General features: G+C 40.0%; 9 protein-coding genes. 5 read left to right on the top strand and 4 right to left on the bottom strand.

What is annotated here, in order from left to right; genetic code table 11:
- Positions 1–15: 15 nt before the first annotated feature.
- Positions 16–2,223: a 4-alpha-glucanotransferase gene (gene malQ / locus HWV02_RS05825; RefSeq protein WP_211689927.1), complete on the bottom strand. Its 2,208-nt coding sequence runs from the start codon at positions 2,221–2,223 to the stop codon at positions 16–18.
- An 18-nt stretch (positions 2,224–2,241) separates the two neighbouring features.
- Positions 2,242–4,698, bottom strand: coding sequence for a glycogen/starch/alpha-glucan phosphorylase (locus HWV02_RS05820; RefSeq protein ID WP_211689926.1), 2,457 nt, complete (start codon positions 4,696–4,698; stop codon positions 2,242–2,244).
- 382 nt (positions 4,699–5,080) lie between these two features.
- Between HWV02_RS05820 and malT the strand changes: the two genes are divergently transcribed.
- From malT to HWV02_RS05795, 5 genes are all read left to right on the top strand, one after another.
- Positions 5,081–7,792: an HTH-type transcriptional regulator MalT gene (malT, locus tag HWV02_RS05815; protein WP_211689925.1), complete on the top strand. Its 2,712-nt coding sequence runs from the start codon at positions 5,081–5,083 to the stop codon at positions 7,790–7,792.
- Between the two features lie 540 nt (positions 7,793–8,332).
- A complete protein-coding gene (locus HWV02_RS05810; RefSeq protein WP_211689924.1) occupies positions 8,333–10,597 on the top strand; it encodes a TonB-dependent siderophore receptor in 2,265 nt (754 codons plus the stop codon).
- Between the two features lie 100 nt (positions 10,598–10,697).
- On the top strand, positions 10,698–10,991 hold the full coding sequence (locus HWV02_RS05805) for a hypothetical protein (RefSeq protein WP_211689923.1): 294 nt from the start codon (positions 10,698–10,700) through the stop codon (positions 10,989–10,991).
- 8 nt (positions 10,992–10,999) lie between these two features.
- Positions 11,000–12,520 carry a PepSY domain-containing protein gene (locus tag HWV02_RS05800; protein WP_211689922.1) on the top strand — a complete coding sequence of 507 codons (1,521 nt, stop codon included), beginning with the start codon at positions 11,000–11,002 and terminating at the stop codon, positions 12,518–12,520.
- 78 nt (positions 12,521–12,598) lie between these two features.
- Positions 12,599–12,859 (top strand): DUF3325 domain-containing protein, encoded by a 261-nt coding sequence (locus HWV02_RS05795; RefSeq protein WP_211689921.1) that lies wholly within the window; start codon positions 12,599–12,601, stop codon positions 12,857–12,859.
- Between the two features lie 401 nt (positions 12,860–13,260).
- Here HWV02_RS05795 and HWV02_RS05790 read toward each other — a convergent pair whose 3' ends face one another.
- Complete coding sequence (locus tag HWV02_RS05790) at positions 13,261–14,052, bottom strand: PhzF family phenazine biosynthesis protein (protein WP_211689920.1); 792 nt, start codon at positions 14,050–14,052, stop codon at positions 13,261–13,263.
- 311 nt (positions 14,053–14,363) lie between these two features.
- Entirely contained in the window at positions 14,364–14,723 is a 360-nt protein-coding gene (locus HWV02_RS05785; protein WP_211689919.1) for an Imm51 family immunity protein, read from the bottom strand.
- Positions 14,724–15,053 lie beyond the last annotated feature (330 nt).

Here is a 15,053-nt window from a genome sequence, read left to right as displayed (position 1 = left end):
TCCTTTCTACTACGATTAGCTGTTCACTGCTTCGCGATGTTCTGCTTCATCACTGGCTTTTGCACGTGCGGCAGTCAACTCTGTAGCTAAATAATTAACATTAGGGCAGCTAAACATGTCATCCAATGTTACTGATAGTTTACGACGCCAGTTCGGGTATTCATCTACCGTTCCCGGTACGTTAACAGGCTTATCCATGGCTAGCCAATCTTCAAGCTGTAAACTTAACAAACTGCTTGAACCTGCTGCTAAATGTAATTGTAAGCTGTTACTCAGTGCTTGGTCCATAGGAACATAATTTGCATTGCGTCCCACAGACTCCGCCAGATTACCGTGCCACGACACACTATTGAGTATTTCTTGTTTCGATTTGCAGCGATCATCAAACAAACCGTCCAGCTGTGCTTGATCTGGATACAGCCCTATGGTTTGACCTAATTTAAGATCTTCACAATGCCAGAAGCCACGTAGTGTCGGCATGTCATGGGTACACAGTGTTGCCATTGATTGCGGTTGGTAATGGGCCGGTGAAAAATAGCCACCATCTTCTGCGGTTTCAAAAAAGAAGACTTTATAAGAATGAATTCCCGCGTCACTTAACAAGCTCACGATCTCATCAGGCACAGTGCCAAGATCTTCACCAATCACAGCACACTGATGACGATGGCTTTCTAACGCCAAAATAGACAGCATATCCTGAACCGGATAATACATGTAAGCGCCAGATGTAGAACTTTCACCTTTGGGGATCCACCACAGACGTAGCAGCCCTAATACATGATCTATCCGCAAAGCACCACAATGCTGCATGTTGGCACGTAATAATTGAATAAAGGCATCATAACCCGTGGCTTTTAATTGCGCTGGATTGAGCGGCGGCAAGCCCCAGTTCTGCCCTAAAGGCCCTAATACGTCAGGTGGCGCGCCAATGCTAACATCTTGACACAAAGTACCTTCATCAGCCCAAACTTCAGCACCACTATCAGCGACCCCAACCGCAAGATCACGGTAAAGACCCATGTTCATGCCTTGTTCTAATGCGAATTTTTGTACATCAGCTATCTGCTCATCCGCAACCCATTGCAAGTACATATAACGTTGGATAGCGGACTGGTTTTGCTTAATAAATATTTGTACTGCATCGCTATTAATATCACGTAATTCAGCAGGGAATACTTGCCAGCCCCACACACTTTCATCTTTATCATGTAGCTGTTGATGTAGGGCATCGAAGCTTGCTTGATGTAATAAGCTATTCCCACCTTTCGCCACGAATGCTAAGAAATTTTGTGCTCGAGTGCTATTCGTCGCCAAATGACGTTGTTGGAACTCGCTAAATAACAGCGGTAACACGCTCATTTTTAAACGTGAAACTTCACTATAGTCAACCCACTCAGTGGCACGAACAGCATGTAAATCTTGCTGGAACTCACTACTACCAACACGTTGTTGGGCAGCTGAACACAATGCAAATTCAGGCACTGCAGTCACATCTATGTATAACAGGTTTAACCAGCGACGTGATGACGGGCTGTATGGACTCGCGCCTTCGGGATTAGCTGGGAATAAAGAATGAATAGGATTTAAACCAACAAAATCACCACCACGCGCGGCAATATCAGCCACCAACTGTTTCAGGTCACCAAAATCACCGATACCCCAGTTATGATCGGTTTTCAAAGTATACAGCTGCACACTTGGGCCCCAAGACTTACAGCCTTGTTCAATCGAGGGTTGTTTGTAACACGCTTTGGGCGCAATGATCAGCGTCATTTCGTAAGCCGATTTACGACGACGGCGTAATACCTGTAATTTGTGATAGCCCAAAGCAAGATCATTGGGTAACGAAAAGGTAAGTACCCCGCCTTCGTCACGGGTATCGGCAACAATTTGCGATTGCAGATAACCTTCAACAACCTCACCTTGTTCCGTTTCAAGCTGCCAGCTAAAATCACTAACTCGCGCGCTTTGACCCAAATTCAAATCAATATGAATAGGGTCACCATCTTTAACTACTTTTACAGCCGCTAAAATTGGTGTTTGGTGCTTTTTATCAGCTGACGCGAGTAGTGTTTGTTCCGATTTAGTATCGTAGCCTAGCGCAGCTAATAAACGTGTTAGCGTGTCATCGGAGACGACTTCATTGTTACCCCAAGCATTGGTATAGCTATCTGCGATACCTGCTTGTTCGGCAACTTTTTTCAGCACATTACTTTGTTCCATTTTATCCTCCATGAATACTTAACGACTAACCGCGTTTAATTGCCAAATGTTGTTAGCATAATCACGAATACTACGATCAGAGCTAAACTTACCATTACGTGCTGTATTTAAAATTGCCATTTTTGCCCAGCCCTGTGGGTCACAATATTGCTTATCAATACGTGCTTGTGCCTGCTCATAATCAGCGAAGTCCGCCAATACTAGATATGGGTCTCCGCCTTCTAACAGGCTATGACGTGTGGCATTCAGTAGTCCAGATTGACCTGGCGTAAATTCATCACCCGCCAGCAGATCCAGCGAAGCACGTAATAAGTGATCAGCGTCATAATAATCGTAAGGGTTATAACCTTGAGACTGTAGTGTTTTCACTTCATCAACGTTAAGACCAAAGATAAAGATGTTGTCATCGCCCACTTCTTCACGGATCTCAACATTGGCACCATCCATCGTCCCGATCGTCAACGCACCATTCAGTGCCATCTTCATATTGCCGGTACCCGAGGCTTCTTTACCCGCCGTTGAGATCTGCTCAGATACATCCGCTGCCGGGATAATAATTTCAGCTAAGCTGACTCGATAGTCTGGCAAAAATACTACTTTTAAGGTACCACCAATTCGCGGGTCATTGTTAATCTTTTCTGCGACCTTATTAATCGCAAAGATAATTTCTTTAGCTAACTCATATCCTGGTGCCGCTTTTGAAGCAAAAATGAACACTCTTGGTTGCATAGTGAAAGTGGCATCGTTAATTAAACGATGATACAAAGATAAGATATGCAGTAAATTAAGGTGCTGGCGTTTATATTCATGCAGACGTTTTATCTGTACATCAAAGATGGCATCAGGATTAAGGGTTATATCCATATGTTCAGCAACCCAATCTGCTAGACGTTGTTTATTGGCTTTTTTAACGCGCATAAAGTCAGTTTGGAATTCACGATCATCCGCAAATGATTCTAACTGTTTTAGCTGCTCTAGATTTTTGATCCAACCCGAACCAATTTTGCTGCTAATTAGATCGGACAGTAGTGGATTACAGAACTTCAACCAACGACGTGGCGTTACACCATTAGTCACGTTATGTAACCGTCCCGGGAACAACTCATTAAACTCGGGGAATAAATCACGCTTCACTAACTCTGAGTGCATAGCTGCGACACCGTTAACGGCATACGTACTTGCTACACATAAATTAGCCATACGAACACGACGTTCACCACCTTCTTGAATAATTGAAAGCTTACGTAACTTATCCACATCACCCGGCCATTTATCTGCAACAGCCCCCATCAGACGTAAGTTAATATCAAAAATGATCTCCATATGACGTGGTAACAACGTCATCATTAAGTTCTCACCCCAGGTTTCTAGTGCTTCAGGTAATAAGGTATGGTTGGTATAAGCAAATGTTTTTGAGCTAATCGCCCATGCGTCATCCCAACTTAGTTTATGTTCATCAAGTAAGATGCGTAATAACTCAGGAATGGCAATCGTTGGGTGGGTATCATTAAGTTGAATAGACTCTAGCTTAGCTAAATCCATAATCGAATGACCCGCGGCTTTATGACGACGTAAAATATCAGCCACAGAACAAGCACAGTGGAAGTACTGCTGCATCAAGCGTAGTTCTTTACCTTTGTCATGATTATCATTTGGGTATAGCACTTTGGTGAGATTGCCTGCCTGAATATGGCTTGCTTGTGCTGCAACATAATTACCTTCATCGAAGCGGTTCAAATTAAACGGCGCTGGTGCACGACATTCCCATAAACGCAGTGGATAAACAGAATTATTATTGTAACCAACAATCGGTAAATCCCACGCCATGCCTTCTACTTGTAAACCCGGAACCCAACGACGTTGACTGATACCATCACGATCTAAATACTCTTCTACATGACCATAAAACCCGACGTTTTGCGCCAGTTCAGGGCGAATAACTTCCCAAGGGTAACCTGTTTCATCACGCCATTCATCCGGTGCTTCTTGTTGACGACCATCATTAAAACTTTGCTTAAATAAGCCATATTCATAATGTAAGCCATAACCTACCGCAGGATATTCTTCCGCTGCCAGTGAATCCATAAAACAAGCAGCCAGACGACCTAAACCACCATTACCTAATGCTGGATCACGCTCTTCTTCTAATAAATCAGTGAGGTTTTGACCAAACTCAGCCATTGCTACTGTGACTTGTTCATACAAACCCATGCTAATAAGGTTATTACCAGTAAGGCGGCCAATAAGGAACTCTAATGAGAGATAATTAACGCTGCGGGCATTTTTTATCTTGGTATCTTGTTCTGTCGCAAGCAAATTCATCGTCGTTGTTTCAGCTAGCGCATACTCCATCGCTAAGCGCCACGTATGTGCACTCGCTTGCGCTGGTAATGTCACTAATTTTGTCGTTAGGTATTTATTAACGGCGGCTTGGAATGCTGTTTTATCAAAGCTTTTGTTTACTGTCGATTTCATCTTACATCCTAATGCTAATGCTACAGGTTCAAAGTTAAAACTAAATAAATTTTCAATGAGATGAATCTTGCCTTAATGCGTAAACAGCAACATCCTCCTGCATTGATAAATTAAAGGAGGAGTGGTTTAGGCGTAGACGCATCTATTTCTAGGCTGGCGTGCGAGTAGCCGTGATAGAGTTCGCAGTTTATGGGGGAGGATGAACGAATTTAAGTGATTTTAGTCGCATTATCACCACATCTAAATGTAACAAAATGAAACAAGTTATAACCCTATCACCGTTTTTAGCATCTGGTTTAGTTATTATATAAGTATTGATAATAAAAATAAAAATCAGCAAGACGCGACCTCGCCTTTATACTCTGACAAATAAGAACAGCTTATGTGGATAACATCAAAATTAAATCGCCCAACTCGCTTACACAATTCAATCTCTCGCACCCGTATTTTAGGTCATCTTCAAGACGCAGCATTTAATAAATTAGTCTTATTTCGTTCACCTGCAGGTTATGGTAAAACCACCATGGCAGCACAATGGCTCAAAGACAACAGCCAAGTAGGTTGGTTTAATATCGATGAAACCGATAACGATACATTTCGTTTTGTGAACTATTTTATTCAAGCCATTAATAAAGTCACTGAGCAAGCCTGCATCAATTCTCAAGCATTGGCCGAACGTCGCCAATATAGCTCGCTGCCTAATTTATTTAGTGAACTGTTTGCCGAACTAACAAACTATAAAAGTGAGTTTTATCTGGTCTTAGATGACTATCACTGTATTAACAATGATGAAATCCATGAAGGCTTACGTTTCTTCCTTAAATACATGCCAGCGAACTGCACGCTAGTCGTCACTAGTCGTACTTTACCACCCCTGAATACCGCAAACTTGCGTATTCGCGATCTGCTTATCGAACTCGACAGTGAATTATTAGCGTTTGACGACCAAGAAATTATACAATTTTTTGAACAACGTATTGGCTTTAACATGAGCGATACTGAAATCCAAAAATTACAACAGAAAATCGAAGGCTGGCCATCGGCATTACAATTAATCGCCCTGCAAGTAAAACAGAAACAACACAGTGTGGCCGAATCGACGGAGTGGATCTCACAAATCAAGCAATCCCACCTGTGGGACTATTTGGCTGAAGAAGTATTTGATTTATTAGATAAACCCTTACAAGTATTTTTAATGCAATGCTCAGTCTTTACCATTTTCAATACCAGTTTAATCACTGAGTTCTTTGATAATGAAGCGGCAAACAACTTATTAGAATCATTAGATAAGCACGGGTTATTTTTACACTCCCTCGAAGGCGAACAGAATTGGTATCGGTTTCACAACTTATTTTCTGATTTTCTTAAACACCAACGCCATACCAAGCTGGCACAGAGCAGCAAGCAATTACATAAAGACGCAGCGCGCGCTTGGTTAAAACACGATAACCCCCAACAAGCACTGTTTCATGCCCAACGTGCTAAAGACAGCACGTTAACCGCCGAGATCTTATTAGCACACGGTTGGCACATGTTTAATCAGGGTGAGTTAGCCAATTTAGAAACCACCATTGGCCAGCTGCAACCGGATACCTTATACCAAAGTCCCCACCTGCCGTTATTACGTGCTTGGTTAGCCCAAAGCCAACACAGTTATAATCAAGTTGGTGATTTACTCGCGCAAGCATTAATCGAATTAAAACAGCGTAATATTGAGTTAACCTTAACCCAACAAGGCGAATTTAATGCCCTGCGTGCACAAGTAGCAATTAACCAAAACACCCCAGAACTGGCATTACAACTGGCTGAAAATGCCCTGGAACAGTTAGATCCCCGTAATTATCGCAGCCGAATTGTCGCGACCTCGGTGATTGGTGAAGTCAACCATGTACTCGGCCACTTAGACCGTGCATTGGCCATGATGCAACAAGCAGAGCGCATGGCGCGCCAGTACCATGTTTACCCGCAAGCATTATGGTCGTTGTTACAACAAAGTGAGATTTTAATTGCCCAAGGCCATATTCAATCCGCGTTTGAATTACTCGACAGTGCAGACCAATTGGCTGACAAACAACATCTTCAGCAACTGCCCTTGTATGAATTTTTACAACGCATTCGTAGTCAGATCTATTGGCGTTGGAATCATTTAGATCTTGCAGAAGAGTTCGCCCATAAAGGGTTAAATGTGTTACCTAAATATTGTCAGTCTAAATATTTACAATCGTATGCCATCTTAGCGCGCGTACACATATCCCGTGGAGAACTGGATAAAGCAGGTCGTTATATCGACTTGTGTGGCGAGCTTATCGATCAGTCCGATTACCATGCAGACTGGATAGCCAATGCTAACTTTTCGCAATTGTTATACTGGCAAGCTAAAGGGCTGAACAGCCAAGTTGAGCAATGGTTGCAACAAAGCCAACCCGTCGCAGAAAATGCCTGTAATCACTTTACGCAGAGTCACGGTCGTAATATCGCACGCGCTTATATGTTAACGGAGAACTATAGCCAAGCACTCCAGATCCTCGATCATTTACAACAAGCTGCAACGCGTCATCAACTTATTTTCGAACAACAAAAAAATGCCACACTGGAAGCTGTGATCTACAGTCAATCCGATGACCAAACACAAGCGTTAGACAAATTACAAACCGCACTGACATTGACAAATACCACCAGCTCAATTTGCGATTTTTTGATTGATACAAAAGTGATTGCAGAATTACTTAACGGCTTATTAAAACAAGGTAATATGGCCGAGTTAGAACGTTATCGCGCTGAAAAGCTACTTGCTGAAATGTCGATAAAACGTCACAACCGCGCGATTTATTTTGATAAAGACTTTGTACATAAGCTATTGAACAATCACAACCTGCCAGAACTGATACGCACGAGTCCCCTGACCCACCGTGAATGGCAAGTGCTTGGCTTGATTTATTCCCGTTACAGCAATGAGCAGATCTCGATAGAGTTAGATGTGGCTTCTACGACCATCAAAACCCATATTCGTAATCTGTATCAAAAGTTGAATATTGCTAATCGTAGAGAGGCGATTGAAACCGCAGAGAACTTATTAAAGATGATTGGCTATTAATCACAACTCATTTATATGCTAGCGGTTAATACCGTTAGCATTTTTTCTTTAGCCAGAAGCGACTAGCACTCCACAACGCACTGACTATGAGGTGACGCAGACGATTAAAATGCTCCTTTCAGGACAAAACACCAATAGTGTAACCGATTGATTTCCTACGACGTACCGATTAAAGCACCAGCCTAAATTACAATCGCCCCTGCACTTAACAGCTCACTATTCACTCAGGTGTAATCCTTTGTAAGATACAGCCTTAATTACAACCACCCACACACTTAACTGCTCACAATTCATTCAGGTGTAATTTTTTGTAAAATATAAAATTGCATTACACAAGCACACTGCTAGCATGCCCCGCACGCAAATGGTAACAATTTGCATTTGCATTTGCATTTGCATTTGCATTTGCATTACCGCCGCAGGAATACCTTCTTGAAGACTAGTGTTCTTATTTGGTTTATTCAAAGTGAACTTACATATATCGAAAGCGTTTAAGTCTATTTAACAAATAAATTTTTTAATAAAACAACGGAGTGAAAAATGTTAAAAAACATAACACCATATGCAGTCAAACCATTACATGTGGCTGTATTACTGGCGTTGTGTAGTCAAACTGCCATGGCAATAGACACACATAACGAAGACACCAACGAGCAAGATAAAGTGGCTCAAAGTGATCAAAATTTAGGCTCTACGCTAGTTACCGCGGATGCCGGGTTAGATCAAATTAATAATACCGCGACCAAAATGAATGTTAGTCTACGTAATACGGGCCGTTCTATCACTGTTTTAGACGAGCACGCATTAAGAGAAATTAACGCGACTGACTTAGAACAAACTCTCGATTATGTTCCGGGCTTTAGTGCCAACAGTGGTAACGAAGGAAGTTTAACTGTCAGAGGAATGAAAACGGATTATAAAAATATATTAATCGACGGTTTTCGATCATTAGAAGGCACAACGGATGGTGATGGCGGACGATCTGGCTCGGTACTACCTAGCACCTATAATCTAGAGTCGGCTTCATTCTTACGCGGACAAGATGGCTTGCTATACGGTTCAGGGATGGGTGGCGGGATGATCAACTTAACCACCAAAAAGCCGCAAGAAGAAGCAAGCACTTCTATTGGTGTACAAGGCTCATCGTATCTTGCAAATGACGTAGGCTACTTTGATCGTAACAGGTTATCGCTTACTCTCGATAGTACAGGTCCATTAAATGATAACTTATTATATCGTGTTATAACGTCATACACACCTTCAGGTGAGTATTTTCAAGATGGTGTGTCAATCGATGAAACACTTGTAGACCTCTCTGTTACTTTTTTATTAAATGACAATACAAAACTAACTCCAAGAATTGAATATACACAACGCAACTTAACTGGAATTAGCACCGCATCTTCAGCACTTGATCAAAGTTCACTTGATTCCAGCACCCCCTATGGTACTCCTAATGACCGCAGCGTGTATTTAGGTAGTTCAGAAGATTATAAAGATAATACAGCACTCACTGTCGATTTGACATTAGCTCACAATTTTAATCCTTTATGGGAACTCAATTCAAGACTACGCTATAGCGAAAATGAGGCTGAGCAACTTTCACTCGAAGTGGTAGATGATAAACTATCGGATCAGGGTCTTTTAGCTAGAAGATGGGAGTCATATGAGAACAACGATACTTATAAGATGTTTGATATCGGCGTACAAGGTAAGTTTTCGACAGGTAGTTTAGAGCACCACCTATTAGTGGGCGGTAGTTACCGAGATTTCTCTACTGAATATGGCGGAAAGAGTCAAAGCAGAAAGTCCAAAGCAGACAACGATATAGATCCGTTAGATACAACAAATCAAAATGTTGGTCCGATTCCAGCAAACGTACTTAATTTTATGCTTAGCCCTAAGGGCACTGAAGACACTAATATCTATTTAAAAGATAGAATCAGCATAGGTGATCTAACGCTTACCCCTGGTATCTCTTACGTAAAGCAAAAACAAACTCGCTCTCGTACCAGTAGTCTTTCTTATACGAATGTTTACACAGATACATCAGATAAAATTCTATGGGATCTTGGCGCTATATATGCGCTAAATAACAATATTAATATTTTTACCACTTATAGCACTGCTTATGATCCGATAAACGTTAGGCACATAGCTCAGTATGGTTACGAAAAAAACGGTAAGGGAACTGATGATTATTTACCAATCGAAGGCAATAACTACGAAGTTGGTATTAAAGGTAACTTTTTCGATAATCACCTAACACCATCAGTAACCTTGTTTCAGCAAGACCGTGAAAATAAAACAACATTTATTTGTACTCCACCGGATTACGACTGTTTATTAATACAAACTAAAGGAAAGAATTTCACCTCAAAAGGCCTCGAAGCTGATGTAGCCTTCCGTGTTAACTCCCAATGGTCAGGGTTGTTCAGTTATGCATATACTGATGCGAGCTATCTTGTCGATGATAGCGAAGGCAATAAAAAAGGAGTTCAGGCAGATAACACGCCAATGCATAGTGCAACTCTATGGAACCGCTATCGTCTAAGTGGCCGTTTAAACGGCTTTAAACTTGCGCTTGGTATTCGTTATGAAAGCGAACGTCGTTTTAAAGAAAACATAGTTGCTTCATACGTCGAGGCCGATGCTGGTATTTACTATGACAACGCTGACTGGGAAGCATCGCTTCTATTGAAAAATGCATTTGACAAAAGTCGTGCAAAAACAGGAAGTGAAAACGGACTAATTACTCCGAACGAACCAAGAGCCCTTACCTTCAACATTAAACGTCATTTTTAATTATTTCGAGTAGCAAACGGTGATTGGTGAATATTGCTATCAATCACCGTTTATTTTTAGCGTGAATTCAACACTCAATAGGTAGGCATTGGCATAAACAATGATGAAGTTAAAAGATTACTTTAATTCGCACAATGGGCAAGTATTACAACGTATTGTTGCGGCAGTATTTTTAGGTTATTTAGTCACTAATTTACTGTCAATTTTATTGGCATATTTACTTCCCCTTCCTTTAAATGACGCAGCAAAAACGGCCACCCTCAGCAGTTTCGTTATATATAGCATTATTATCATGTGGTGTTTTACTAAAAAAGATATAGCTAAAGTTTGGAGCAGACTTTTAATTGTTTTAGCTATCAGTGCGCTTACCATTTTTCTTTATAACGAGATTTAACGATTATTATGAAAAAAGACTTTAGACAATCAATGACTTGGCTTCACGCATGGTCTGGCCTGGTATTTTGCTGGGTCATCTATTTTATGTTTGTAACCGGTACTCTTGGTTATTTTGACAATGAAATCGATCAGTGGATGAAACCTGAAATAGAATTTACCAATTCCAAATCAGTAGAAAACGATATCGACTTAGGTATCCAGTTTTTATCAGAGAATTACCCAGACGCTCAAAAGTGGTATATAAGCCCTACAAGCGGAAGAACCAATAAACAAATAAAAGCATATTGGCGCTACGCGAAAGAAATAAAAAAAGAAGGCGGGTTTACATTACTCAATAATATTACAGGAAAACCAATTGCAAGCCGAGACACGCAAGGTGGTCAAGTTTTATATAAGATGCATTATCAATTGCATTACCTTCCTAGTGGAATAGGGTATAAAATTATTGGCATTTTAACCATGTTACTTTTTATTGGCTTAATCACCGGCATTGTAGCTCATAGAAAAATATTTAAAGACTTCTTCGCCTTTCGGCCAGAAAAAGGTAAAACGGCCATTCTTGACTTGCATAATTTAAGCAGTATCGCTTCATTGCCATTTCAGTTGATGATCACTTACAGTGGTTTAATTTTTATCGCAAGTACGTGGATGTCACTGATCACAACAGGTGCTTATCAATTTGATTCAGATGCACAGCAGAAAAGTTCTCAGCGCAGCGAATTTGGACAAGAAATTCATGCCTCTGGACAGCCTGCTAAATTAATTAATATCAGCTCACTAGCTCCTCTGGTTGAACAAGAGTGGGGAAAAGATAGCATTTACTTTATTGAAATAAAATATCCCTTTGACGAAAGTGCTTATATTATTTTCAATAAGTTAACGAAAGATGCGACTCAATCTGAACAGATGCTCATTTTTAATGGTGTTAGTGGTCAACAGATCCCTTATCAAAGCACCCATAGCACTGTTACCACAGTTAGTAATACCTTCATCAATTTACATGAAGGCGAGTTTGCTGGTATTTCATTGCGGTGGTTATATTTCTTCTCTGGGATCTTAGGCTGCGTAATGATCGCAAGCGGTGCAATTCAATATGCAGAGAAAAGGCGCCGAAAGAATAAACCACAAACATCAGCACAACGCTATATTGATATTATAAACCTCGGCACAATCATCGGGCTTCCATTGAGTATTGCCGCCTACTTCATTGCGAACCGAATGCTTCCTTTAAGTATGGATAACAGAGCAGAATGGGAGGTTCATTGCATGTTTGCAACCTGGGCAATAACATTTATCTATGCTGCATATCGCCCAATAACACACAGTTGGAAGGAGTTATCTTGGGTAGCTGCTATCGCGTTTTCATTGGTCCCTATTATTAATGCATTAACTACACAGCATAATATATTTAGCACCTGGAAAAATAATGACTGGGATAGATTTTACTTTGATATTTGCTGCTTAGTCATGGCGCTCATTGCTACTTATGCAGCAAGGACACTAGCACAAAAAAAACCATATAAATAACTCAATTAGGCCGGTTCAAAATCGGATACAAAATATTTTACCTGCCTTTATTTTACCAAATAAACATTAGGAATAACTATGTTCTTTATTCTGACTATCGGATTTTTCTTGATTGCAATATCAACGAAAAGGCACCATGCTCAAGTTTTTTCACGTCGAAAAGTAACTAACAAAGAATCACGATTATTAAAAACAGCTGGGTTTTCATCACTAACAGCCAGCGCATTTCTATATGTTGATGACCTTGGTATTACTTATGGGATCGTATTCTGGACAGGTATGCTTACTGTAGCGTTATTTACCGTATGCTTATTTTTAACTTATAAGAACAATACTTAACCTGAACGAAACAGTAACTATCATTATTGAAGGGCTGAATAATGCTGTTATTACTTGAACCTCCACAACTCCCCACGAGTTCAAACAGGTTTGTGTATCTCGGTGGTTTTATCGGTGCTTTTTATGTCGCAATTAATAGTCTTAGACAAATTAATTGATCGCGATTTTGAAAGCATTGTACAACTATTTAGTTCATTAGAGTGGGGAGATGGGGATATGAAAAATCATTCCAATCCCGCTCATGAGAACATATGTGGAAAATCCCGCTTAGCGCTATTGCACTAAGCCATAACTGAAATGGTTTAGTGCATATTTTAAAAGGGTGTAATTCGCATTACTGAAAATATGGTTTAATTGAGATTAAGGCGATCTTTAATAGATCGCCTATAAAATAAGAACCATTAAACCGTTATTTTTCCTTCTAGGTATTGAACAGCTTTACCTGAAATATAAACCTTATCACTTTCAACACTGCATATTAATTTTCCACCGCGCTTAGATGCTTGATAGGCAACGAGTTCAGGTTTATTTAATTTATCAGCCCAATATGGTGCTAAACCGGTATGAATAGATCCAGTTACCGGATCTTCATCCCCACCATTTGCAGGCCAAAAGTAACGAGAAACAAAATCATACTCAGTAGATTTAGATGTAACGACTACATCATAGGGGGCAAGTTGTTTTAGTAGTTCATTGTTATGTTCAACTGAAAGTACATCACTTTCTTGTTCATAAACAACGAAATATGCTTGGTCATTTAATAGCACTTCTATTGGCTTAATTGATAAACCGTTCAATAAGGCTAATGGTACATCATTAATGACTTCAGGTTTCCTATTTGGAAAGTTCATTCGGATATAGCCACTATCTGTCTCTGTAACCGATAAATTCCCAACCGCTTCAGCAAAAAAATTTATCGTTTTTAAGTCGTTATTTTCAGCAAAGATTACAAATGAGGCGGCAAGAGTTGCATGCCCGCAAAAATCAATTTCTGTTATAGGTGAAAACCAGCGTATTTCATAATGTTGGCTATCAATTTTTTTGACGAATGCCGTTTCTGACAAATTATTCTCAACAGCAATTGATTGCATTAGCTCAGGTGATAGCCAGTTTTCAGTAATAATTACAGCGGCAGGGTTACCTTTAAAAGTAGCATCAGAGAATGCGTCTATAACATTAATTTTTAAATCCATTTTAGAATTACTCCTTAGTATATAATTGCTTTATACGCCCGACTCAACTACCGGGGACTATTAATATATGTACTACGTATTGTTAGTCGAATGTCACTCAAGGTACCGTATCTCTTGTCGCGATGCACTCATGTTCGAAACACGTTAATGTAAAAATCGAGCGCAAAAAAACCAGCGGACAGTACGTCTTAATCAAATAAAGAGTACATCATCCGCTGGCTTTCGTTATATAAAAACTATTACAAGGATACTGTTACATAGCGACTGCTAAGGTATAGTTATTAACGTTTAAGTCAGGTTAGCCTTAAGAATCAGTTAGATTTACTTATTAATTCAGGTTCAAATTCGTACTGAGCATAACGGGCAATACAAGCATCTAATAAATCTTGATTATCATAAAACTCAGAGACCATATCAGCAATTTCATGCAATGCCTCTTTGTCTTCACTGTGAATGCTAAACATCAGCGTTTCATCACCAAATGTCAGTTTTTCTAACAAGATTGGGTTCTTTTCTGAAAGCATATTTTCTAACAGCAACGCCCAATCTTCACCATCTCCTAAAAAATCGTGAGACTCAAAAGCTTTCCATTTTAAATCACTTAGTTTTAGGCTGTGATCGTGATTGAAAGTTGAAAACAAAAATGGATGGTAAACATTTGCTTGCTTCATAATATCTCTCTAATATGATGGGAATTGTCATTGAATAACTTCTCCGAAGAGATCAAGAAGTTAAAGTATCTTCAGCCTACTCTTTGTATTTAAATTAAATGATAGGTGCATCATGTTTTGCCTTATTACCGTTAAAAATAGCATAGTGAAACACCGCTATTTATGATATTTGTGAGCACAGAGATGACCTTAACGAAAAGTGAGGAGGTAAGAAGAATTTGCTGAAGCACATTAATGTAATTCCTTGTACTGACAAAAACTTAACGCAAAAAATAAAACCAGTGGACAACGATTTCTTTATAACAAAGAATTAATCATCCGCTGGCTTCA

The organism is Moritella sp. 28 (genome assembly GCF_018219435.1).
GTDB lineage: Bacteria > Pseudomonadota > Gammaproteobacteria > Enterobacterales > Moritellaceae > Moritella.
This window is presented reverse-complemented; position numbering and strand designations above follow the sequence as displayed.